Origin of the sequence: Burkholderia sp. BCC1644, assembly GCF_902833225.1 — a bacterium.
Classification (GTDB): domain Bacteria; phylum Pseudomonadota; class Gammaproteobacteria; order Burkholderiales; family Burkholderiaceae; genus Burkholderia.
This window is the reverse complement of record NZ_CADFEI010000003.1, coordinates 215,674-234,934: the sequence shown is the minus strand read 5'-3', so window position 1 is coordinate 234,934 and position 19,261 is coordinate 215,674. Positions and strand designations below refer to the sequence as shown.

The 19,261-nt window shown below is 68.1% G+C and carries 19 protein-coding genes and 1 pseudogene; 12 read left to right on the top strand and 8 right to left on the bottom strand.

The annotated features are described in order from the left end of the window. Positions 1-105 precede the first annotated feature (105 nt). Both HWX87_RS07520 and HWX87_RS07515 read left to right on the top strand, forming a co-directional pair. Entirely contained in the window at positions 106-795 is a 690-nt protein-coding gene (locus HWX87_RS07520) for a glutathione S-transferase family protein (RefSeq protein WP_176046536.1), read from the top strand. Between the two features lie 34 nt (positions 796-829). Further along, on the top strand, positions 830-1,195 hold the full coding sequence (locus HWX87_RS07515) for a nuclear transport factor 2 family protein (protein WP_176046535.1): 366 nt from the start codon (positions 830-832) through the stop codon (positions 1,193-1,195). Between the two features lie 63 nt (positions 1,196-1,258). Here HWX87_RS07515 and HWX87_RS07510 read toward each other — a convergent pair. Continuing rightward, positions 1,259-1,477 (bottom strand): annotated as a pseudogene (locus HWX87_RS07510) (4-hydroxyphenylpyruvate dioxygenase); the annotation flags it as partial. A 10-nt stretch (positions 1,478-1,487) separates the two neighbouring features. Here HWX87_RS07510 and HWX87_RS37965 point away from each other — a divergent pair. Next, positions 1,488-1,817 (top strand): hypothetical protein, encoded by a 330-nt coding sequence (locus HWX87_RS37965; protein ID WP_244137645.1) that lies wholly within the window; start codon positions 1,488-1,490, stop codon positions 1,815-1,817. Here HWX87_RS37965 and HWX87_RS07500 read toward each other — a convergent pair. Together HWX87_RS07500 and HWX87_RS07495 are read right to left on the bottom strand one after the other, a co-directional pair. Then, positions 1,801-2,136: a hypothetical protein gene (locus HWX87_RS07500; RefSeq protein WP_176046534.1), complete on the bottom strand. Its 336-nt coding sequence runs from the start codon at positions 2,134-2,136 to the stop codon at positions 1,801-1,803. The two genes, HWX87_RS37965 and HWX87_RS07500, sit on opposite strands and share 17 nt — an antisense overlap. Positions 2,137-2,189: 53 nt before the next feature. After that, entirely contained in the window at positions 2,190-2,447 is a 258-nt protein-coding gene (locus HWX87_RS07495) for a DUF4148 domain-containing protein (protein ID WP_176046533.1), read from the bottom strand. A gap of 200 nt (positions 2,448-2,647) precedes the next feature. Between HWX87_RS07495 and HWX87_RS07490 the strand changes: the two genes are divergently transcribed. Both HWX87_RS07490 and HWX87_RS07485 read left to right on the top strand, forming a co-directional pair. Continuing rightward, a complete protein-coding gene (locus HWX87_RS07490) occupies positions 2,648-3,325 on the top strand; it encodes a heavy metal response regulator transcription factor (RefSeq protein ID WP_059447397.1) in 678 nt (225 codons plus the stop codon). After that, positions 3,322-4,803 carry a heavy metal sensor histidine kinase gene (locus HWX87_RS07485; RefSeq protein ID WP_176046532.1) on the top strand — a complete coding sequence of 494 codons (1,482 nt, stop codon included), beginning with the start codon at positions 3,322-3,324 and terminating at the stop codon, positions 4,801-4,803. Before HWX87_RS07490 ends, HWX87_RS07485 begins: the two co-directional genes overlap by 4 nt. Here the strand turns inward: HWX87_RS07485 and HWX87_RS07480 are convergent. The 3 genes from HWX87_RS07480 to HWX87_RS07470 are packed head-to-tail and all read right to left on the bottom strand — an operon-like array spanning position 4,784 to position 10,985. Further along, on the bottom strand, positions 4,784-6,328 hold the full coding sequence (locus tag HWX87_RS07480; RefSeq protein ID WP_176046531.1) for an efflux transporter outer membrane subunit: 1,545 nt from the start codon (positions 6,326-6,328) through the stop codon (positions 4,784-4,786). The genes HWX87_RS07485 and HWX87_RS07480 overlap by 20 nt on opposite strands. A gap of 31 nt (positions 6,329-6,359) precedes the next feature. After that, positions 6,360-7,706: an efflux RND transporter periplasmic adaptor subunit gene (locus HWX87_RS07475; RefSeq protein ID WP_176046530.1), complete on the bottom strand. Its 1,347-nt coding sequence runs from the start codon at positions 7,704-7,706 to the stop codon at positions 6,360-6,362. A 48-nt stretch (positions 7,707-7,754) separates the two neighbouring features. Next, positions 7,755-10,985 (bottom strand): efflux RND transporter permease subunit, encoded by a 3,231-nt coding sequence (locus HWX87_RS07470; RefSeq protein WP_176046529.1) that lies wholly within the window; start codon positions 10,983-10,985, stop codon positions 7,755-7,757. 272 nt (positions 10,986-11,257) lie between these two features. Here HWX87_RS07470 and HWX87_RS07465 point away from each other — a divergent pair, with 272 nt between their 5' ends. Next, complete coding sequence (locus tag HWX87_RS07465; protein ID WP_176046528.1) at positions 11,258-11,536, top strand: DUF4148 domain-containing protein; 279 nt, start codon at positions 11,258-11,260, stop codon at positions 11,534-11,536. Between the two features lie 15 nt (positions 11,537-11,551). Next, positions 11,552-11,779 (top strand): hypothetical protein, encoded by a 228-nt coding sequence (locus HWX87_RS07460; RefSeq protein ID WP_176046527.1) that lies wholly within the window; start codon positions 11,552-11,554, stop codon positions 11,777-11,779. Between the two features lie 36 nt (positions 11,780-11,815). Here HWX87_RS07460 and HWX87_RS07455 read toward each other — a convergent pair whose 3' ends face one another. Both HWX87_RS07455 and HWX87_RS07450 read right to left on the bottom strand, forming a co-directional pair. Beyond that, positions 11,816-13,204 (bottom strand): MFS transporter, encoded by a 1,389-nt coding sequence (locus HWX87_RS07455; RefSeq protein WP_176046526.1) that lies wholly within the window; start codon positions 13,202-13,204, stop codon positions 11,816-11,818. A gap of 131 nt (positions 13,205-13,335) precedes the next feature. Continuing rightward, the gene (locus HWX87_RS07450) at positions 13,336-14,259 is read right to left on the bottom strand and encodes a LysR family transcriptional regulator (RefSeq protein WP_176046525.1); all 924 of its coding nucleotides are present in this window, start codon (positions 14,257-14,259) and stop codon (positions 13,336-13,338) included. 119 nt (positions 14,260-14,378) lie between these two features. Here HWX87_RS07450 and HWX87_RS07445 point away from each other — a divergent pair, with 119 nt between their 5' ends. The 5 genes from HWX87_RS07445 to HWX87_RS07425 all read left to right on the top strand — a co-directional run bounded on the left by HWX87_RS07445 (position 14,379) and on the right by HWX87_RS07425 (position 19,243). Then, positions 14,379-14,957, top strand: coding sequence for a YceI family protein (locus tag HWX87_RS07445; protein WP_176046524.1), 579 nt, complete (start codon positions 14,379-14,381; stop codon positions 14,955-14,957). A 27-nt stretch (positions 14,958-14,984) separates the two neighbouring features. After that, a complete protein-coding gene (locus HWX87_RS07440) occupies positions 14,985-15,590 on the top strand; it encodes an FMN-dependent NADH-azoreductase (protein WP_176046523.1) in 606 nt (201 codons plus the stop codon). Between the two features lie 36 nt (positions 15,591-15,626). After that, positions 15,627-16,478, top strand: a complete 852-nt coding sequence (locus HWX87_RS07435) for a pirin family protein (RefSeq protein WP_176046522.1) — start codon at positions 15,627-15,629, stop codon at positions 16,476-16,478. Positions 16,479-16,496: 18 nt separating this feature from the next. Further along, the gene (locus HWX87_RS07430) at positions 16,497-17,948 is read left to right on the top strand and encodes a DHA2 family efflux MFS transporter permease subunit (RefSeq protein ID WP_176046521.1); all 1,452 of its coding nucleotides are present in this window, start codon (positions 16,497-16,499) and stop codon (positions 17,946-17,948) included. Positions 17,949-18,280: 332 nt separating this feature from the next. After that, positions 18,281-19,243 (top strand): ABC transporter substrate-binding protein, encoded by a 963-nt coding sequence (locus tag HWX87_RS07425; protein WP_176046520.1) that lies wholly within the window; start codon positions 18,281-18,283, stop codon positions 19,241-19,243. Positions 19,244-19,261: the final 18 nt, after the last annotated feature.

Sequence of the window (19,261 nt, the reverse complement as noted above, 5' to 3'; positions counted from 1 at the left end):
AGGCAGTCTGGATAGCGACATTTTTGCAATGATGGTTTGCAATCGTTTCTATTTAGAAAAATAGCACGGCGCCCTACATTTGTCTCACCTCAACGGAGATGAATCATGGAACCCCAATTCGCAGGAAACGGTGCCGTCACGGCTGGCGGCCTTCCCGGTACGGCCACGCTGGACGTGTTTGCATTCGCGACGCCCAACAGCGTCAAGGTGCCGATCGCGCTGGAAGAGATGGGCATCGACTATCGGCTCGTGGCGGTCGATCTGCGTCGCGGCGAACAGAAGACCGACGCGTTCCGGGCCATGAATCCCGACGGCAAGGTGCCGGTGCTGGTCGACCGTGCAGTGCACGCCGAGGGCGACGTCGTGCTGAGCGAGTCGGCCGCGATCCTGGTGTACCTGGCCGAGAAGACCGGGCAATTGCTGCCGAAGGATGGCTTGCCGCGCGGCAAGGTGTTCGAGCAACTTTTCTTTCACGCGTCCGCGTTGAGTCCGGCCTTCCTGCAGGCGTTCCGGGTGGCGATCGGGGCGGTGCCCGAAGCCGATGCGAAAGCGCGCGCGATGGCGGACGTGGACCGCGCGCTGGGCGTACTCGAGCGCGTGCTCGAACGCGGCCGCTACGTGGCGGGCGATGCATACAGCATCGCGGACATCGCGCACTTCGGCTGGCTGTGGCGCCATCAGGCGATCGGCGCGACGCTCGACCGCTTTCCGTCCGTGACGCGCTGGTACGACGATGTTGCCGCTCGCCCGGCGGTCGTTACCGCCGTCGAAAAGACACTGGCACTCGCGCAGTAATGCAACCGCACGTTATTTGATCAGGAGAACGATGATGAATGACCGTATCCATGAACTGCTCGAACGCAATCTTCAGGAGGTGTTCGGCGAAGGCGACGCGGTGCGCCGCCGTGCCGCGATCGAAGCGCTTTATACCGATGACTGTGTGCTTTACGTGCCGCCCGGCACGTTCGTCGGGCACGAAGCGCTCGACAGGTTTGCCGGTGACTTGCGCGCGACGCATCCGCATTTCGTCTACACCGCGCATGGCCAGCCGCAGGCGCTGCACAACGCCGGCCGTGTGTCGTGGGGTTCCGGCCCGCGCGGTGAAGCGCCCGAATATACGGGCGTCGACGTGATCATCGTGCGTGACGGAAAGATCGCCGCGCTCTATGTGTTTCTCGACTCGGAACCGTCGTAAGCGCACGCGCTCGACGCGTGACAGCCACGCACGGGCCGCGGAACGACGCTCCGCGGCCCGTTTTCATCGGCGCGCGCCGCGTTCCTGCTGATCCTGCTCCTGCGATTCGAACAGCGCCTTGAAATTGCCTTCGCCGAATCCGTCCTCGCCGCGCCGCTCGATGATCTCGAAGAACACGGGGCCGATCTGACGCTGCGTGAAGCGCTGGAGCAGCACGCGCCGCGGGCCTTTTCCGTCGGCAAGAATGCCGCGCGCGGTCAGTCGTTCCAGGTCGAGGCCATGCCGGCGCGCCGTGCATCGCCGACAGCACCGGGCCGACCTTCGGATCGGACAGCGCTTGGAGCCAGCCGTTGGCCACCGCACCGCTCGCGATCGCGGCGCGCAGCGTCTGCACGAGCACGAGCGTCGCAAGGCTCGTTTTCGCGATATCGGTGCCGGGAGAAGACGCGCCGGTTTCGATCCGCAGCAGCGCCAGCACGTGCGACAGCGCGTGCGCGGCGACGTCGCACAAGCGGTGCCGGCCGAGCATCGCCCGCTGGACGGCGTATTGCCGTGGGCGATCGATGCCGGCGCGGCCGAGCGGTTGTGGGCATTGAGCGAGCAGCTTACGGATAGTCACTGAACCGCGACGTCGGCGCCGGCAGCGTCGGCGTCGAATATCCGGGCACGTTCGCGCGGAATTGCTGCTGCAGCCCGTTGTCGATGCGGCTCAGCCCGTTGAGCTGCAACTGCACCAGCACGCGCGTGCCCGTGGTCGGCGACGTCGTGCCGTTGTAGTTCGTGTATTTCTGCAGCGCGAAGCTGACGGCCCAGCAGTCGGTCGCATATTGAAACCCGAGCAGCCCGCTGACGAGCCGGTGCGCGGCGAGGTCGTAATCGACCGTGCTTGAAAAAGGATTCCGCCGGCGCGGCAGCGCGCGCCGCGGAATATGCAGAAACATGCAGGGCGGGCACGACATCGGGTTGTCAGCCGGCTGTCGGTAATGTGCCGAGATCAATTTCCGGTCGAAGCCGTCGCGACCGGCGCCGCATCGGGATGCGCGAGCGCGTAAAGCTGGCGGTTGCGCGCGATTTGCGACTGCGACGGCGGATAGTCGTTGCGGTTCGACGGCAGCAGACCGTTTGCTTCGGCATCGATCAGCTGCTGGCGCACTTCCGCGCGCGTGATCGGTGCTTGCGAGGACTGGGCGAAGGCCTGCGTGCCGAACGGCAGGCTCAGGGTGGCGACGACGAAAGCGGCGACGAGTTTCATGGCGAACTCCTGGGTGGTTGAACGAACGGGCAAGTGGGGCGGGCCCACGTATCCCATTCTGGTTTCCGCAGCAGTCACGACACTGACCCGCTGATTACAGTTTCGTAATCAGGCTGTCTCGCGCGGGCGCGGGGCGGCGCGCCCGCCCCGTTTCCCGGTAACATCGGCGCATGTCATCACCGAATGCGACGGAGCCGATCATGCGCATCCTGATAGTCGAAGACGAACCGAAGACCGGCGCGTACCTGAAGAAGGGGCTCGAAGAATCCGGTTTCAGCGTCGACCTCGCGAAGGACGGCGGCGAGGGGCTGACGCTCGCGCAGGAAGAAAGCTACGACGTGATCGTGCTCGACGTGATGCTGCCGGTGCTCGATGGCTGGAGCGTGCTGAAGCGGCTGCGCGACACGCATGCGACGCCCGTGCTGTTCCTGACCGCGCGCGACGACGTTCAGGACCGCGTGCACGGCCTCGAACTCGGCGCCGACGACTATCTCGTGAAGCCGTTCGCGTTCGTCGAACTGCTCGCGCGGATCCGCACGCTCGCGCGCCGCGGGCCGCCGCGCGAGACGGAGCGCATTGCGGTGGGCGACCTGGAGATCGACGTCGTGCGCCGCCGCGTGAAGCGCGGCACCGTGCGGATCGACCTGACGCCGCGCGAGTTCTCGTTGCTGCAGCTGCTCGCGCGCCGGCAGGGCGAGGTGCTGAGCCGCACGCAGATCGCGTCGTACGTGTGGGACATGAATTTCGACAGCGACACCAACGTCGTCGAAGTCGCGATCCGGCGGCTGCGCGCGAAGATCGACGACGATTTCGCGGTCAAGCTGATCCATACGGTGCGCGGCGTCGGCTATGTGCTCGAGCCGAAGGACGGCGCATGACGCTCGGCCGCTCGCTCGGCGCGACGCTCGCGCTCGCGTTCGGCGCGACCACCTTCGCCGTGTTCGCGCTCGTCGGCACGTATGTATACACGGGCCTCGAACGGCAGGTCAGCTCGCAGGACGACCTCGACATCGTGCTCGCCGCACGGCATACCCGGCGGCTCGCGGGCGAACTCGATTCGCTCGACGCGGTGCGCACGCATGCGGACCGGCTGACGAGCCAGGTGCTCGGCAACGCGGCGCTGTCGATCGCCGTCGTCGACGCGCAAGGCAACGTGCTCGCGCGCCACAACGTCGAGCGCACCGAACTCGAGGATTCGCCGGATGCCCTGCCGGGCACGTCGTCGCCCGCGCGGCCCGCATTGCCCGATGCCGACCTGTTGCCGCCGCACGCGACGCCCGTGCCCGCGAACGAACGGATCACCGCCGACCGGATCGTGACGTGGACCGCCGACGGCGGCACGTCCGTGCGTGGCGTCGTCACCGATGCGGTGCTGCGCGACCATACGACGATCCGGATCGCGATCGCGCGCAACATGAGCGATCGCGCCGAGCTGCTCGACGGCTACCGCGACAAGCTGAAGATCGCCGGCGGCCTCGGCGCGCTGTTCGCGATGCTGTTCAGTTACTGGCTGATCCGCAAGTCGCTCGCGCCGCTGCGCGAGATCGTCGCGAACACGGGCCGGATCACCGTCGACAAGCTCGATACGCGGCTCGACGCGTCGCGCGCGCCGCGCGAGCTGACCGCGCTCGTCGACGCGCAGAACGCGATGCTCGGCCGCCTGCAGCAGGCGTTCGGACACCTGTCGCAATTCAGCGCGGATCTCGCGCACGACTTGCGTACGCCACTGAACAACATGCGCGGCGCGACCGAGGTGGCGCTCGCGCGGCCGCGTTCCGTCGACGAATACCAGACGCTGCTCGAATCGAATCTCGAAGAATACGACCGTCTCGCGCGGATGATCGAGAACGTGCTGTTTCTCGCGCGCGCCGAGCACCCCGGCTTCGTCACGCGGCAGCGCGCGTTCGACGTGCATGAGGAGCTGGAACGCATCGCCGGCTATTTCGAGGGGCTGGCCGACGAAGCGGGCTCGACGCTGCGCGTCGACGGGCATGGCCGGCTGACCGCCGATCTCGAACTGTTTCGCCGCGCGGTCAGCAACCTGCTCGCGAACGCGCTGCGTTACACGCCGGCAGGCGGCGTCATCGCACTGGGCGTCGACGAAACGGCGGACGCGGTGCGCGTCGTCGTCGCGAACCCGGGCGAGCCGATCGATCCCGCGTTGCTGCCACGCATCTTCGATCGCTTCGTGCGCGGCGATCCCGCGCGCAGCGGCGGCGTGCCGGGCGGCACGGCCGGGCTCGGGCTCGCAATCGTGCGCTCGGTGATGGAACTCCACGGCGGCACCGCGCGCGTCGAAAGCGACACGGCCGGCACGCGGTTCATCCTCACGTTCGTCAGGACGCCGACGGCGTAACGGCCGCGGGCGCGGCAGTCGTTGCCTCCGCATCCACCTGCTTGTTCCAGCCGCCGCCGAGCGCCGTCAGCAGCGTAACCGCTGCCTCCATCCGGCGCGCGTCGATCTGGTCGGCAAGGCGCCGGTTCGACAGCGCGATCGTCTGCGCGGTCACGACGTCGAGGTAGCTGACGGCGCCCGCGTTGAAGCGGTTGGTCGTCAGTTTCAGCGACAGGTCGGCGGCATCGGTCGCGCGCTGCTGGCTGTTGGCTTCCGACGCGAGCGCATCGAGCGCGGACAGTTGATCCTCGACCTGCTGGAACGCGGCGAGTACGGTTTGCCTGTAATCGGCGACCGTGCCGTCGTATTGCGCATGCGCGGCGCGCAGCGACGCGCTGCGGCGTCCGCCGTCGAACAGCGTGCCGGCAAGCTGCGAGCCGAGTGACCAGAACAGGCTCGGCGCGGTGAGCCACGGCGCGAAGAAGCCGCTTTCGAGCCCCGCGCTCGCCGACAGCACGAGATCGGGAAAGAACGCGGCGCGCGCCTCGCCGATCTGCGCATTCGCAGCCGCGACGCGGCGCTCGGCCGCCGCGATGTCGGGCCGCCGTTCGAGCAGTTGCGACGGCATGCCGGCCGGGATCGCGGGCACGTCGAACGCCTGCACGCGCGGCGGCAGCGTGAAGGTCGACGCGCTTTCGCCGACGAGCGTCGCGAGCGCATGCTGGAGCTGCGCGCGCGAGGCGTCGATGTCGGTGTCCTGCGTCTGCGTCGCTTCGAGCTGCGTCTCGGCCTGCGCGACCGCCGACGCATCGATCGCACCGGCCGCGAGCTGCTGTTTCAGCAGCTTCAGCGCATCCGCATACGCACGCACCGTATCGTCGAGCAACTGCTTCTGCGTATCGAGCGAGCGCAGCGCGAAATAGTCGGTCGCGAGCGTGGCCGTGACCGACAGCTTCACGGCCTGCAGGTCGGCCGCGCTCGCATCGGCGTTCGCCTGCGCGCCCGTCACGGCGTCGCGCACGCGGCCGAACAGGTCGGGCTCCCAGCTGGCGGCCACGCCGGCCTGATAGTCGGGTGTCGTCTTGCCGGCGAGCGACGAGCCGAGCTTGTTCTGCGAGATGCGCGCGCGGCTCTGCGCGACGCCAGCCGTGACGGTCGGCAGGAACCCCGCATGCTGGTAGTCGACCATCGCCCGCGCCTGCTGGAGATCGGCGACGGCTTTCTTCACGGTCTGGTTTGAGATGTCGACGCGCGCTTCCAGTGTGTTCAGCACGTCGTCGTTGAAGACGGTCCACCACGCGCCGCGCGAAGCGGCATCGGCCGGTGCCGCGACATTCCAGCCGGACTGGGCGTTGGGTGCGCCCGATGTCGGTACGCCCGATGCCGGTATCCCCGATGCCGGTATGCCCGCATAGTGCGCAGGCACCACGACAGAGGGCGGCGAATAGGCGGGCAGCGTCGAGCATGCGGACAACGCGGCCAACGCGGCGGCGACGCCGAGCGCGACAACGCGGCGGGCGAACGGAAGTGGGCGAACGAAGCGCATGGCGGATATCTCGCGGGTATTCATGGGCGGATCAGCCTCGGGCGTGCGTTGAAGTCGCTGCCGCCGGCATCGAGGCCGGCATCGATACGGCTGCGCCGGACGCTGCCGTCGCACCGGTTGCCGGGGCCGCCTGCACCGCCGGTGCGGCTGACGCGATCTTCACGGCCTCGCCGGCGGCAATCGAATCGCCGGGGTTGTCGATCACGCGATCGCGCGCCGCGAGCCCCGACACGATCTCGACACGCGTGCCGAAATCGCGCCCGATCTGTACGGTCTTCAGCACGGTGGTGCCGTTCGCGGCGACGGTCGCGACCGTCACGCCGTTCGGCCGGAACAGCAGCGCGCTGACCGGCAGCTCGAACGCCGGGGCCGCGCTCGGCACGAGCAGGTGCGCCTGCGCATACGCGCCGGGCATCAGCGCGCCATCGCCGTTGTCGACGTCGATTTCGACGCGCAGCGTGCGCGTGACCGGATCGATCGCGCCTGCGCTGCGCGCGACGCGCGCGGAGAAGCGCCGGCCCGGATACTGCTGCGTGGTGAGGAACACCGACGTGCCGGTCGTCACGCCGGCCGCGCTGTCCTGCGGTACGTCGACGAACACGCGGAGCGTGCCGGTCTGCTCGAGATGGAACAGTTCGCCGGACAATCCGGGGCTGCCCGGCGTGCCGCCGGCGGTGACGAGCGTGCCGACGTCGACGTTGCGCGCGGTGATCACGCCATCGAACGGCGCCGTGACCGATTCGTACGACACCAGCTCGGTCAGGTGCGCGACGTTGGCCTGCGCGGATGCGAGCATTGCGCGCTTCGCGTTCATGTCGGCGACCTTCGTGTCGGTGTCCTGCTGCGATACCGATTGCGTTTTCAGCATGTCCTGCCAGCGCTGCGCGGTCGATTTCGCATAGTCGTAGTTCGCCTGCGCGGTCGCCGCGTCGGCGCGCGCCTGCCGCAACTGCGCGTCGAGGTCGGGCGCCGTGATCTGCGCGAGCGTCGCGCCGGCCTTCACGTGCGCGCCGATGTCGGCGCTCCAGTGCGCGATATAACCGCTCGTGCGTGCGTAGATCGAGGCCTCCGCATACGGCATCACCGCGCCCGGCAGCGTGAGCGTCTGGTCGGCGGGCGCGGTACCCGGCAGGATCACCGACACCGGCAGCGCCTGCTGGGCGGCGACCTGCACGCGCTGCGCGGCGCGCGCGTCGATGCGCGGCACGATGCCGGCGGCGAGCAGCGCGGCCGCCGCCGCGATCGCGACGAGCGGCACGGTCAGCTTGCGGCGCCGCCGGGATGGCGCCGCAGCGGGCGGCGTGTCGCGTGCGACGGGCGGCGCAGTATCGGCTTCGGCGGCCGGCGGCGGGGCGAGAGGTTCGATCGAGTCGTTCATGATGGTTCGGGGTCGGGCGAGTCGAAGGGAGTCGATGTGAAACCGCGCTCAGGACAGGGCCGGCGTGTCCGGCGCACGGCGTGCGGCAGCCGCGTCGCGGCGTCGTTCGAGCCATGCATGAACGAAGCCGAACAGAACGGGCACGAACAGCAGCGTCGACAGCGTGCCGAACGCGAGCCCGCCGATCACCGCGCGGCCGAGCGGCGCGTTCTGCTCGCCGCCGTCGCCGAGGCCCAGCGCCATCGGCAGCATGCCGATCAGCATCGCGAGCGCGGTCATCACGACCGGGCGGAAGCGGCTGAAACCGGCATCGAGCGCGGCCTGCCACGGCGGCGCGCCGCCGGCGATCAGCTCGCGCGCCGCGTTGACGACGAGGATGCTGTTCGCGGTCGCGATGCCGATGCACAGGATCGTGCCGGTGAGCGCGGGCACCGACAGCGTGGTGCGCGTGATGAACAGCATCCATGCGATGCCGGCAAGCGACGCGGGCAGGCCGCCGACGATCACGAGCGGGTCGAGCCACGACTGGAAGTTGACGACCATCAGCAGGTAGACGAGCGCGATCGCGAGCGCGAGGCCGCCGAGCAGCCCGGCGAACGATTCGTGCATCGCCTGCACCTGGCCGCGCAGCACGATCGACGAGCCGGGCGGCAACTGCGCGCGCGCATCGTCGACGAGCTTCGTCACGTCGGCCGTCACGCCGCCCAGGTCGCGCCCCTGCACCGACGCGAAGATGTCGAGCACGGGCTGCACGTTGTAGTGCGACACGACCGCCTGCTGCGTCGCGCGCGAGAAGCTGCCGAGCGCGCCGAGCAGATTCTGCGCGGGCGCGCCGGCGGCCGGGCCGCCGGCCGGCGTCTGCGGCGAACGCGCGGTGCCGGCCGGCAGCGGCACGTTCGCGAGCGCCTGCAGCGAATCGACCGAATACTGCGGCGTCTGCACCATCAGCGGATAGCTGACGCCGTTGCGCGGGTCGAGCCAGAAATTCGGCGTCGTCTGCGAACTGCCGGACAGTGCGATCAGTAGGTTCTGCGCGACGTCGCGCTGTTCGAGGCCGGCCTGGATCGCCTTCGTGCGGTCGACGTTCACGTTGATGGCCGGTTCATCGCCGGGCTGCTGGATGCGCGCATCGACGAGGCCGCGCACGCCGCGCAGCTTCGCGAGCAAGGCATTCGCGACAACGCGGTTCTGGTCGAGCTTGTTGCCGACGATCTGGATGTCGATCGGCGCGGGCAACCCGAAGTTGAGGATCTGGCTGACGATGTCGGCCGGCAGGAACGCGAACGTCACGCCGGGGAACGACTGCGCGAGCAAGTTGCGCAGCTTCGCGACATAGGCGGCGGTCGGCGCGTGGTTCGGCTTCAGCGTGATCATCACGTCCGCATCCTCGGTGCCGATCGGGTCCGACGAGTCGTACGTGAGGTTGATCCCGCTCACCGGCACGCCGATGTTGTCGAGCACGCTGGCGATGTCGCTCGCGGGAATCACGTCGTGGATGCGCGCTTCGACTTCGTCGGTCAGGCGCGCGGTTTCCTCGATCCGCGTGCCGGTCGGCGCGCGCAGGTGCAGGCGGATCTCGCCGGTGTCGACCGACGGGAAGAAGTCCTGGCCGGCGAATGCGAACAGCGCGGTCGATGCGGCGCACGCGAGCAGGAACGCGGCCGCGAAACGGCGGCGGCGCGCGATCGCGGCCGACAGCAGCGCGCGATAGCGCAGCCGCACGGCTTCGAAACGATGTTCGAACGCGGCCTGGAAACGCGCGATCCGCGCGAAGATGCCGCGCGGCGGGCGGCCGTGCCCCTTCGCGCGCATCAGCACCATCGCGAGCGTCGGCACCAGCGTGCGCGAGAAGAAATACGACGCGACCATCGCGAAGATCACCGCCTCGGCCATCGGCACGAACAGGTAGCGCGCGACGCCCTGTAGCAGGAACATCGGCACGAACACGATGCAGATCGACAGCGTCGACACGAAGGTCGGCACCGCGATCTCGCCGGAACCCGTCAGGATCGCGTCCTCGAGCGGCGCGCCGCGTTCGAGGTGGTGCGTGATGTTCTCGATCGCGACGGTCGCGTCGTCGACGAGGATACCCACCGCGAGCGCGAGCCCGCCGAGCGTCATGATGTTGATCGTCTGGCCGAGCGCGGCGAGTGCGAGCAGCGACGTCAGCACCGCGAGCGGGATCGATACCGCGATGATCAGCGTCGCGCGCCAGCTGCCGAGGAACAGCAGGATCATCAGCGCGGTGAGGCACGCGGCGATCAGCGCCTCGCGCACGACACCCTGGATCGCCGCCTTCACGAACACCGATTGATCGCCGAGCGCCGAAATGTGCAGCGCCTTCGGCAGGCCGGCCGCGATCTTCGGCAGCATCGCCTTGACCTGCTGGATGATCGTCAGCGTCGACGCGTTGCCGGTCTTCTCGACGGTCAGCAGCGCCGCGCGCTTGCCGTCCGCGCGCACGATGTTGGTCTGCGGCGCGTAGCCGTCGCGAACGTGCGCGACGTCGCGCACATACACCACGCTGCCGCCGATCGTCTTCACCGGCAGGTTGTTCAGCGCGGCGACCGTCTGCGTGCTGCCGTTCATCTGCACGTTGTATTCGCGCGTGCCGATCTTCGCGGTGCCGCCCGGCAGGATCAGGTTCTGCGCGTTGATCGCGTTCACGACGTCGATCGGCGCGAGCCCCTTCGCCTGCAGCGCGCGCGTGTCGAGATCGACGACGATCTGGCGGATCTTGCCGCCGAACGGCAGCGGCACGGCCGCGCCCTGGACGGTCGCGAGCTGCGTGCGGATGAAGCTGTTGCCGAGGTCGTACAGCTGCTGCTCGGCGAGCGTGTCGCTCGACAGCCCGAGTTGCAGGATCGGCACCGTCGACGCGTTGTACGTGATGATGTTCGGCGGCAGCGTGCCGGGCGGCAGGATCCGCAGGATCGACGCGGAGTTGCTCGCGGCTTCGGCGATCGCGCGATTGATGTCCGCGCCGGGGTGGAAGAAGATCTTCACGACCGACACGCCGTTCAGCGACTGCGATTCGATGTGCTCGATGTCGTCGACGTCGGACGTCAGCGCGCGCTCGTAGTTCGACGTGATCCGCTTGGCCATGTCTTCGGCCGAGAAGCCGTTGTACGACCACACGATGCTGACGACGGGGATGTCGATGTTCGGAAAGATGTCGGTCGGCGTGCGCAGGATCGCGAGCGGTCCCGCGATGAAGATCAGCAGCGCGAGCACGACGAACGTATAGGGCCTGCGCAACGCCAGCCGGACGATCCACATGATGTTGTTCCTCGAAGCAGGGCAGGGGCGCCGCATGCGATGCGACACGAGCCTGAAGTCTGACGGCGGCGCGTTGACCCGGCCCTGACTCGAAGATTACGAAGCTGTTATCTGCGCGCGATGCGGCAGATTTCAGGATTGTCATCCGGGCGTCAGCGTCGTGCCGGCTGCGATCACCAGAATGAATGTGTCAGGCGGCGAATCGCATCCGCGGTTCCGCCGGCGGCGCATCGACGATGCGTCCTCATCGAACCGTTCTGGGGAGTTTCATCATGAATCGCAGACTGATCGCAGCCGCCGCGCTGCTCGCCCTCGCCATCGGCACGCCGGTTGCCGCTTTCGCACAGATGTCGTCGTCGGGTCCGACCCGCGCCGACGTGATCGCCGATCTCGTCCAGGCGCAGCGCGTCGGCACGGTGCCGACGTCGAACTGGGACTATCCGCCGAGCACGCAGACGATCGCGCGCAATCGCGAACTCTATGCGATCGCGCATGGCGAACAGGGCACGGCAACGGCGTCGGCGTCCGTGCCGGCCGCCAGCGCGCAGTAAGCGGGGAGTCGGGCGATGAAAAGCCTTTCCCGACTGGCGATCGCCGCGCTGCTCGCGGCGGCGGTCGCGCCCGCCTTTGCACGCGGGATGCCGCAATTGCCCAATGACGACGGCAGCCGCGTGAGCGTGCTGCGAGAGCTGAATCCGACGCGCGTGACCGACGACGCGCGGCCGCACGCGGCCGGCGTCGTGTCGAGTCAGGGCAGTGAGACCGACAGGAAGGCGGCGCCTTGCCGGAGCTGAGTGACGCCGAGCGCTGTCGCGACGACTATCCTGTCGTTACGTATTCGCGGAAACCTCCGCCGCAGAAGTCACGGCCGCCCCCACCGACTCATCCGTAAGCGCCCGGCGCTTCACGAGCCCCGCGATCACGAGCACGGCCACCGCGCCGGCCAGCGGCGCGACGGCCATCAGCGGGAGAATCTGGCCGAGGCCCAGCCCCGCGCTCAGGAGGGCCGCGCCGGCGAATGCGCTGCCGATCGCGCCCAGCCGTCCGAACGCGTGCATCCAGCTCAAGCCGGTCGAGCGCGCGACGGTCGGATAGAAGCGCGCGGTCAGCGCGTTCATTCCGGTATTCGTGCCGGGAATGAACCATCCCCACGCAAAGGCGAGAATCTGCAGGACCCAGAACGTCGACTGCATTCCATGCACGGCCCAGAGCGACAGTGCCGCCAGGCAGAAACTCGCGGCGATCACGCGGTAGCGGTCGAAGCGATCCATCAGCCAGCCGATCGCGACCGAGCCCAGCGTGCCGCCCCAGTTCAGGAAACCGACCATGATCGCGCCTTGCGCACTCGTATAACCGGCGTCTTTCGCCATCGTCGGCAGCCAGTTGTACAGCAGGTAAAGGACGAACAGCCCGACGAAATAGCACAGCCAGATCAGGACCGTACCCGCGACATAGCGCGTCGACAGGATCGTGCCGATCGCGCCGCCTTTCACCTTCGGTTGCGCGGGCAGGAAGAAAGTCGTATCAGCCGCCACGCGCGTGCGGCCGATCGCGGAAAGGATCTTCGCAATCAGTTCGGGGCGCTTGTGCTGAACCGTCAGGAATGCGACCGATTCGGGCAGCCAGCGCATCAGGACCGGAACGCAGACCACCGCCAGCGCACCGCCCACCGTCAGCATCGCGCGCCAGCCGTAGCTCGGAATGATCCATGCCGCGATGAACCCGCACAGCGCGGCGCCGACCGTGAACCCGCTGTATACGACCGTCACGAGGAACGAGCGCCGGCGTTCCGGCACGTACTCGGACCACAGCGTCACGACGTTCGGCATCACGGCGCCGAGGCCGAGCCCGGTGACGAAGCGGATCGGCAGCATCGTCGCGAGCGACGTCGCGTGCGCGGTCGCCAGCGTCCCGATGCCGATGATCAGCACGCTCGCGACCAGCACGCGCTTGCGGCCGAAGCGGTCGGCGATCGGCCCGCCCAACAGCGCGCCGGCCGCCAGACCGAACAGCGCGGCGCTGAGCACCGGCGCCAGTGCGCTCTTCGTGACGCCCCATTCCTTGATGAGTTCCGGCACGACGAAGCCGATGATGACGGTGTCCCAGCCGTCCAGCGAGATCACGACGAACGTGAGCAGCCCCACGAGCCACTGAAACGGGCTGACGGGGCGTTCGTCGATGAACTCCCGGACGTTGATGGCGCTTCCTGATACCGGCATGGCTGTCTCCTGCGATGGGGCCCCGGGCCCTTGCATGGGCGTCAGTTGCGACCTGACGCGATGCCCCGCAGTGTTCGTGCGCCGAAAATCCGCGTCCAACAAGAAATTCCGTTCGCCGCGACAACGAAACCTTATCGGTCGGCCGCGGGCTCCGGGTACCCCGGAATCCCCTGGCCCAGCTTTTCCAGCAGGAACTCGGCGACGAGCGTGACAGCGGGCGGCAGGGGCGGGCGGCTCGTATAGACAAGCTGCAATCCGAGGCCCGTGCTCGAGCGTCGATAGGACGGCAGCACGCGCGCCAGTTTGCCTTGCTCGATCGCCGGCGCGACGAGCAGTTGCGGCACCAGCGCGATGCCGAGCCCGGCGATGCAGGCCTGCACGACCACGCGCATGTCGTTGACCGAAAAGCGGCCGGCGATCGCGATTTCCTGCGTGCCGCGCGGCCCCTGCAGCCGCCACATGCTGCGCCCCTGGCGGCTCGATACCGTGAGGCAATCGTGGTCGGCCAGGTCGCGCGGCGTGCGCGGCGCGCCGCGCCGTTCGAGGTAGGCAGGGCTGGCGGCGAGGATCATCGTGCCCGGCGCGATCCGGCGCACGCGGAAGCTGCCGCCCGTCTCGACGCCGATGCGCAAGGCGAGGTCGATGCGCTCCGCGATCAGGTCGGACGGGGTGTCGTCGAGCAGGAAGTCGATGCTGATCTGCGGATAGCGCGCGTAGAACTCGGCGAGCCATTCCAGCTTGAAGAATTCGAACAGGCCGGCCATCGCCGTCACGCGTACCGTGCCGGACGGTTCCTGCCCGTCCGCATGCATCCGCTCGATCTCGAAGATCCGGTCGAGCGCCGGCGCATAGCGCTCGAACAGCGCCTGGCCTTCGGTGCTCGGCGCGAGCTTGCGGGTCGAGCGATGCAGCAGGCGCGTGCCGATCTGCCCTTCGAGCTGGTCGATGCGCCGGCTCAGCGTATTGGCCGGCATGCGCAGGCGCCGCGCGGCCTCCGAGAAGCTGCCGGCCCGGACGACCTGGACGAACAGCGCGAGATCATTCAGATCGAGCATCGGATTCCTCCAAAAATGGATTAATCAAATCCTATTTATCCGTCTAGTGTAAAGCGGATTCACTCTCCATACTGGTCTCACGCTACAAACGAACCCCCTGATGTTTCAAGGAGATTGAATTGAACAAGACCCTGACGATCGCGGCCGGCGCACTCGCCGCATCGCTGTCGTTTTCCGCATTCGCCGCCGCATCGACGTACCAGCTCGATCCGGACCACACGTACCCGAGCTTTGAAGCCGATCACATCGGCGGCCTGTCGGTGTGGCGCGGCAAGTTCGACAAATCGAGCGGCACCGTGACGCTCGACCGCACGGCGAAGACCGGCACCGTCGAGGTGACGACCGCGATCGCGTCGGTTCATACGGGCAGCACGAAGCTCGACCAGGACCTGCAGTCGAACCAGTTCTTCGACGCGTCGAAGTTCCCGGAAGCGACTTACAAGGGCGCGATCACGTTCAACGGCGACCGGCCGGCGACGGTGGTCGGCAATCTCACGATGCACGGCGTGACGCGTCCGCTCACGCTGAAGATCGATTCGTTCAAGTGCATGCCGCATCCGATGCTCAAGCGCGAAGTGTGCGGCGTCGACGCGGTGGGCGAGTTCGACCGCAGCGAGTTCGGCGTCGATTTCGGCAAGGCATACGGCTTCAACATGAAGACGCGCCTGCTCATCACGGCCGAAGCCCTCAAGCAGTAACCCCGTCATCCCGTTCGGAGAATCCTCATGAAACTGCTGCACATCGATTCCAGCATCCTCGGCCAGGGCTCGGTCAGCCGCGAACTGTCGGCAGAGATCGTCGCCAATTTCCGCGCCCGCGATCCGGGCCTCACGGTGACGCGCCTCGACCTCGCCGCCACGCCGATCGGCCATCTGACGGCCGGCCACCTCGCCGCCGCGCAAGGCGCGCCCGTCGACGACGCGCTGAAGGCGGACGTCGAAATCGGCCAGCGTGCGCTCGACGCGTTCCTCGCAACCGACATCGTGGTCATCGGCGCGCCGATGTACAACTTCGGCATCGCGTCCCAACTGAAGGCGTGGATTGACCGCATCTCCGTGGCCGGCAAGACGTTCCGCTATACCGAGAACGGGCCGGAGGGGCTGTCCGGCGGCAAGAAGCTGGTCATCGCATCGTCGCGCGGCGGCGTGTACAGCGCAGGGTCGCCGGTCGCGTCGTTCGATCATCAGGAAACCTATCTGCGCGACGCGTTCGGTTTTCTCGGCATCACGGACATCACCTTCATTCGCGCGGAAGGCGTCGCGATGGGGCCGGACAAGCGCAGCGGCGCCATTGCATCGGCGAAGGAAGCGGCGGCGGCACTCGCGGCCTGACGCAACGGGCCGGCAGCCGGCCACAGGAGAACCACCATGTTGAATGCCCTCGAACCCGTTTCGCAGGCCACCGTCGCCGGTCGTCACGTCGTGTTCCGCACGCACGGCCACGCGCATGGCCCGGTCGTGCGGATGGCGAGCCCGTCCGACGTCGGCGAGATGATCAAGCCGTTCGTCTTTCTCGACCTGATCGACACACAGGCGCCGATCGGGCAGCCGGCCTTCGGCTGGCATCCGCATTCGGGCATCGCGACGCTGACGCTCGCGATCGACGGACACGGCACCTACGCCGAATCCACCGGCCACGAGGGCACGATGGCGCCCGGCGACATCGAATGGATGAGCGCCGGGCGCGGCGTCTGGCATACGGGTTCGGTCGTGCCGCCCGTCAAGGCGTTCCAGCTGTGGGTCGCGCTGCCGCCGGGGCGCGAGCTGGCGCCGGCGTTCAGCCAGCATCTGTCGATCGACGACATCCCGACCGACGGCCCTGCGCGCGTGCTGCTCGGCCGCCACGGCGACGCGGTCAGCCCGATCGACGCGCCGGCGGGCATCAACTACCTGGTCGTGCAGCTGAAGGCCGGCGAGCGCTGGACCTGCCGGCCGCCGCAGGGCCACCGGGTCGGCTGGACGGCCGTGATGGACGGCAGCCTGCGTACGCCGGATGCGGTCCGCCAGGGTGAACTGGTCGTGTTCGACGCGTCCGACGCCGCGATCGAATTCGAGGCCGTGGCCGATACGCGCTTCGTGGTCGGCACCGCGATCCCGCATCCGCACGAGCTCCATCTGGGCTACTACTCGGTGCATACGAGCGCGGCCGCGCTGGCGGAAGGCGAACGCGAAATCGTGCGCATCGGCCACGAACTGCGCGCCACGGGCGTGATGCGCTGATTCGACGGGAGCCGTTTCATGACGACGCACGGGATCGACGAACGCAAGCGCTGGCTGGCGCTGGTCGTGCTCTGCCTGGGCATGCTGATGATCGTGCTGGACACGACCATCGTGAACGTCGCGCTGCCGTCCATCCGGGCCGACCTCCGCTTTGCCGAGACGTCGCTCGTCTGGGTGGTGAACGCGTACCTGCTGACCTTCGGCGGGTTCCTGCTGCTCGGCGGGCGGCTCGGTGACCTGTACGGCCACCGCCGGCTGTTTCTGCGCGGCATCGCGCTGTTCACGCTCGCATCGGTCGCGTGCGGGCTCGCGAACACGCAAGGACTGCTGATCGCGGCGCGCGCGGTGCAGGGGCTCGGCGGTGCGCTGGTGTCGGCCGTGTCGCTGTCGATCATCATGAACCTGTTCACGTCGCCGGCCGACCGCGCGAAGGCGATGGGGGTGTACGGGTTCGTCGCCGCGAGCGGCGGCAGCCTCGGCGTGCTGCTCGGCGGCGTGCTGACCAGCGCGTTGAGCTGGCACTGGATCTTTCTCGTCAACCTGCCGATCGGCGTGGCCGTGTATGCCGCGTGCGCGGCGCTGCTGCCGGCGCGCACAGCGCCGGCCGAACGCGCACCGCTGGATCTCGCGGGCGCGGTGACCGTCACCGGGTCGCTGATGCTGGCCGTCTATGCGATCGTGCATGGCCATGCGGCAGGCTGGACGTCGACGCAGACGCTCGTGCAGCTCGGTGTCGCGGTCGTGCTCGCGATCGCGTTCGTCGTCGTCGAATCGCGTGTGCCGCATCCGCTGATGCCGTTGCGCCTGTTCGCGCGGCGCAACGTGGCCGCTGCCAACGCGGTGGGCGTGCTGTGGGCGGCCGCGATGTTCGCGTGGTCGTTCATTTCCGCGCTGTACCTGCAGCGCGTGCTGCACTACGGCGCGATGCAGGTCGGGCTCGCGTTCCTGCCGGCCAGCGTCGTCATGGCGGGTTTTTCGCTGGGCTTGTCGCCGAAGCTGGTGATGCGGTTCGGGATTCGCGCGACGCTGTCGTCCGGCCTGCTGGTCGCGGCGTCCGGGCTGATGCTGCTGGCGCGCGCGCCGGCCGGTGGCCGCTTCGTCGCGGACGTGCTGCCCGGCATGCTGCTGATGGGCCTTGGGGCCAGTGCGGTCTTCAACCCGGTGATGCTGGCCGCGATGAGCGACGTGACGCCCGACGAGTCGGGGCTTGCATCGGGCGCCGTCAACACGTCGTTCATGATGGGCGGCGCACTCGGGCTCGCGATCCTCGCGAGTCTGGCGGCGGCGCGCACCGAGGGGCTGGTGGCGGCCGGCGCCGACGCCGTTGCCGCGCTCAATCGCGGCTACCACCTCGCATTCCTGCTGGGCGCCGGCGCGGCGGTCGCGGCGTCGCTGCTGGCCTGGGCGTTCATCCGGGCGCGCATGCCCGCGCCGGCGCCCGGCGATGCGCGGTCCGCCGCGTCGATCTGAAGCGGGCCCGCAGCTTCCTTTTTCCTGACGGCATCACGATCCGGCCGGCGCATTTCACGCATGCGCCGGCCTTCGCGTATTCGTCACCGCTAGGCCGGTGCACTGCAACCGAGCCGCTATCCGGCGCGTTTAGGTGTTTATACGTATGCCGATTCCGATATCGCCTCAATCCAATATTTCATTGGAAGGTTATCGGACTTGTTCCTAGACTGATGCGGGGCAGGCAGACCGGGCCGGCCGCACGCGCCGGCCGGCGCAGCCCCGATCCGCGCCAGCGCCAAGCAGAACCAGAACAGCGCCGCGGCAGACAACGACATCATCGGAGACGGACCATGACATTCATCAGGAAGCTGGCGGCCGGCGCGCTCGTCGCCGCGGCGACGGTGTTCGCGCCCGGCGCGTTCGCGCAGCAGAAGCCGATCACGCTCGGGTTTTCGCAGGTCGGCGCGGAAAGCGCATGGCGCACCGCGAACACCGTGTCGGTGAAGGGCGCGGCGAAGGATGCCGGCATCAACCTGAAATTCTCCGATGCGCAGCAGAAGCAGGAAAACCAGATCCGCGCGATTCGCTCGTTCATCGCGCAGAAGGTCGACGTGATCGCGTTCTCGCCGGTCGTCGAATCGGGCTGGGAGCCCGTGTTGACCGAAGCGAAGGCCGCGCACATTCCGGTGATCCTGACCGACCGCGCGGTCGACGTGAAGGATCCGTCGCTGTACGTGACGATGATCGGCTCGGATTTCCTCGAGGAAGGGCGGCGCGCCGGCCACTGGATGGAAGAGCACTACAAGAACGACGCGGGCCCGATCAACATCGTCGAGCTGCAGGGCACGGTCGGTTCGGCGCCGGCCAACGACCGTCGCGCGGGTCTGCTCGAAGTGATCAAGAACAATCCGAAATTCAAGGTGATCGCGTCGCAGAGCGGCGACTTCACGCTCGCCGGCGGCAAGCAGGTGATGGAAGCGTTCGCGAAGACCTACGGCAAGCAGATCAACGTCGTCTACGCGCACAACGACGACATGGCGCTCGGCGCGATCCAGGCGATGGAGGAAGCCGGGATCAAGCCCGGCAAGGACGTGAGCGTCGTGTCGTTCGACGCGACGAAGGGCGGCTTTCAGGCGATGGTCGCCGGCAAGATCAACGTCGACGTCGAATGCAGCCCGCTGCTCGGCCCGCAACTGATGAGCGCGGTGAAGGACGTCGTCGCCGGCAAGCCGCTGCCCAAGCGCATCGTCACGAACGAGACCGTGTTCCCGATGAACGTCGCGGCGCAGGTGATGCCGACCCGCAAGTACTGACCGGTCCGGCAGGTTCGT

Excerpts from the sequence above, each read along its gene's own strand:
- HWX87_RS07520 (WP_176046536.1), top strand. The coding sequence starts at position 106 with ATGGAACCCCAATTCGCAGGAAACGGTGCCGTCACGGCTGGCGGCCTT.
- HWX87_RS07515 (WP_176046535.1), top strand. The coding sequence starts at position 830 with ATGAATGACCGTATCCATGAACTGCTCGAACGCAATCTTCAGGAGGTG.
- HWX87_RS07500 (WP_176046534.1), bottom strand. The coding sequence starts at position 2,136 with ATGTTTCTGCATATTCCGCGGCGCGCGCTGCCGCGCCGGCGGAATCCT.
- HWX87_RS07495 (WP_176046533.1), bottom strand. The coding sequence starts at position 2,447 with ATGAAACTCGTCGCCGCTTTCGTCGTCGCCACCCTGAGCCTGCCGTTC.
- HWX87_RS07490 (WP_059447397.1), top strand. The coding sequence starts at position 2,648 with ATGCGCATCCTGATAGTCGAAGACGAACCGAAGACCGGCGCGTACCTG.
- HWX87_RS07485 (WP_176046532.1), top strand. The coding sequence starts at position 3,322 with ATGACGCTCGGCCGCTCGCTCGGCGCGACGCTCGCGCTCGCGTTCGGC.
- HWX87_RS07480 (WP_176046531.1), bottom strand. The coding sequence starts at position 6,328 with ATGCGCTTCGTTCGCCCACTTCCGTTCGCCCGCCGCGTTGTCGCGCTC.
- HWX87_RS07475 (WP_176046530.1), bottom strand. The coding sequence starts at position 7,706 with ATGAACGACTCGATCGAACCTCTCGCCCCGCCGCCGGCCGCCGAAGCC.
- HWX87_RS07470 (WP_176046529.1), bottom strand. The coding sequence starts at position 10,985 with ATGTGGATCGTCCGGCTGGCGTTGCGCAGGCCCTATACGTTCGTCGTG.
- HWX87_RS07465 (WP_176046528.1), top strand. The coding sequence starts at position 11,258 with ATGAATCGCAGACTGATCGCAGCCGCCGCGCTGCTCGCCCTCGCCATC.
- HWX87_RS07460 (WP_176046527.1), top strand. The coding sequence starts at position 11,552 with ATGAAAAGCCTTTCCCGACTGGCGATCGCCGCGCTGCTCGCGGCGGCG.
- HWX87_RS07455 (WP_176046526.1), bottom strand. The coding sequence starts at position 13,204 with ATGCCGGTATCAGGAAGCGCCATCAACGTCCGGGAGTTCATCGACGAA.
- HWX87_RS07450 (WP_176046525.1), bottom strand. The coding sequence starts at position 14,259 with ATGCTCGATCTGAATGATCTCGCGCTGTTCGTCCAGGTCGTCCGGGCC.
- HWX87_RS07440 (WP_176046523.1), top strand. The coding sequence starts at position 14,985 with ATGAAACTGCTGCACATCGATTCCAGCATCCTCGGCCAGGGCTCGGTC.
- HWX87_RS07435 (WP_176046522.1), top strand. The coding sequence starts at position 15,627 with ATGTTGAATGCCCTCGAACCCGTTTCGCAGGCCACCGTCGCCGGTCGT.
- HWX87_RS07430 (WP_176046521.1), top strand. The coding sequence starts at position 16,497 with ATGACGACGCACGGGATCGACGAACGCAAGCGCTGGCTGGCGCTGGTC.
- HWX87_RS07425 (WP_176046520.1), top strand. The coding sequence starts at position 18,281 with ATGACATTCATCAGGAAGCTGGCGGCCGGCGCGCTCGTCGCCGCGGCG.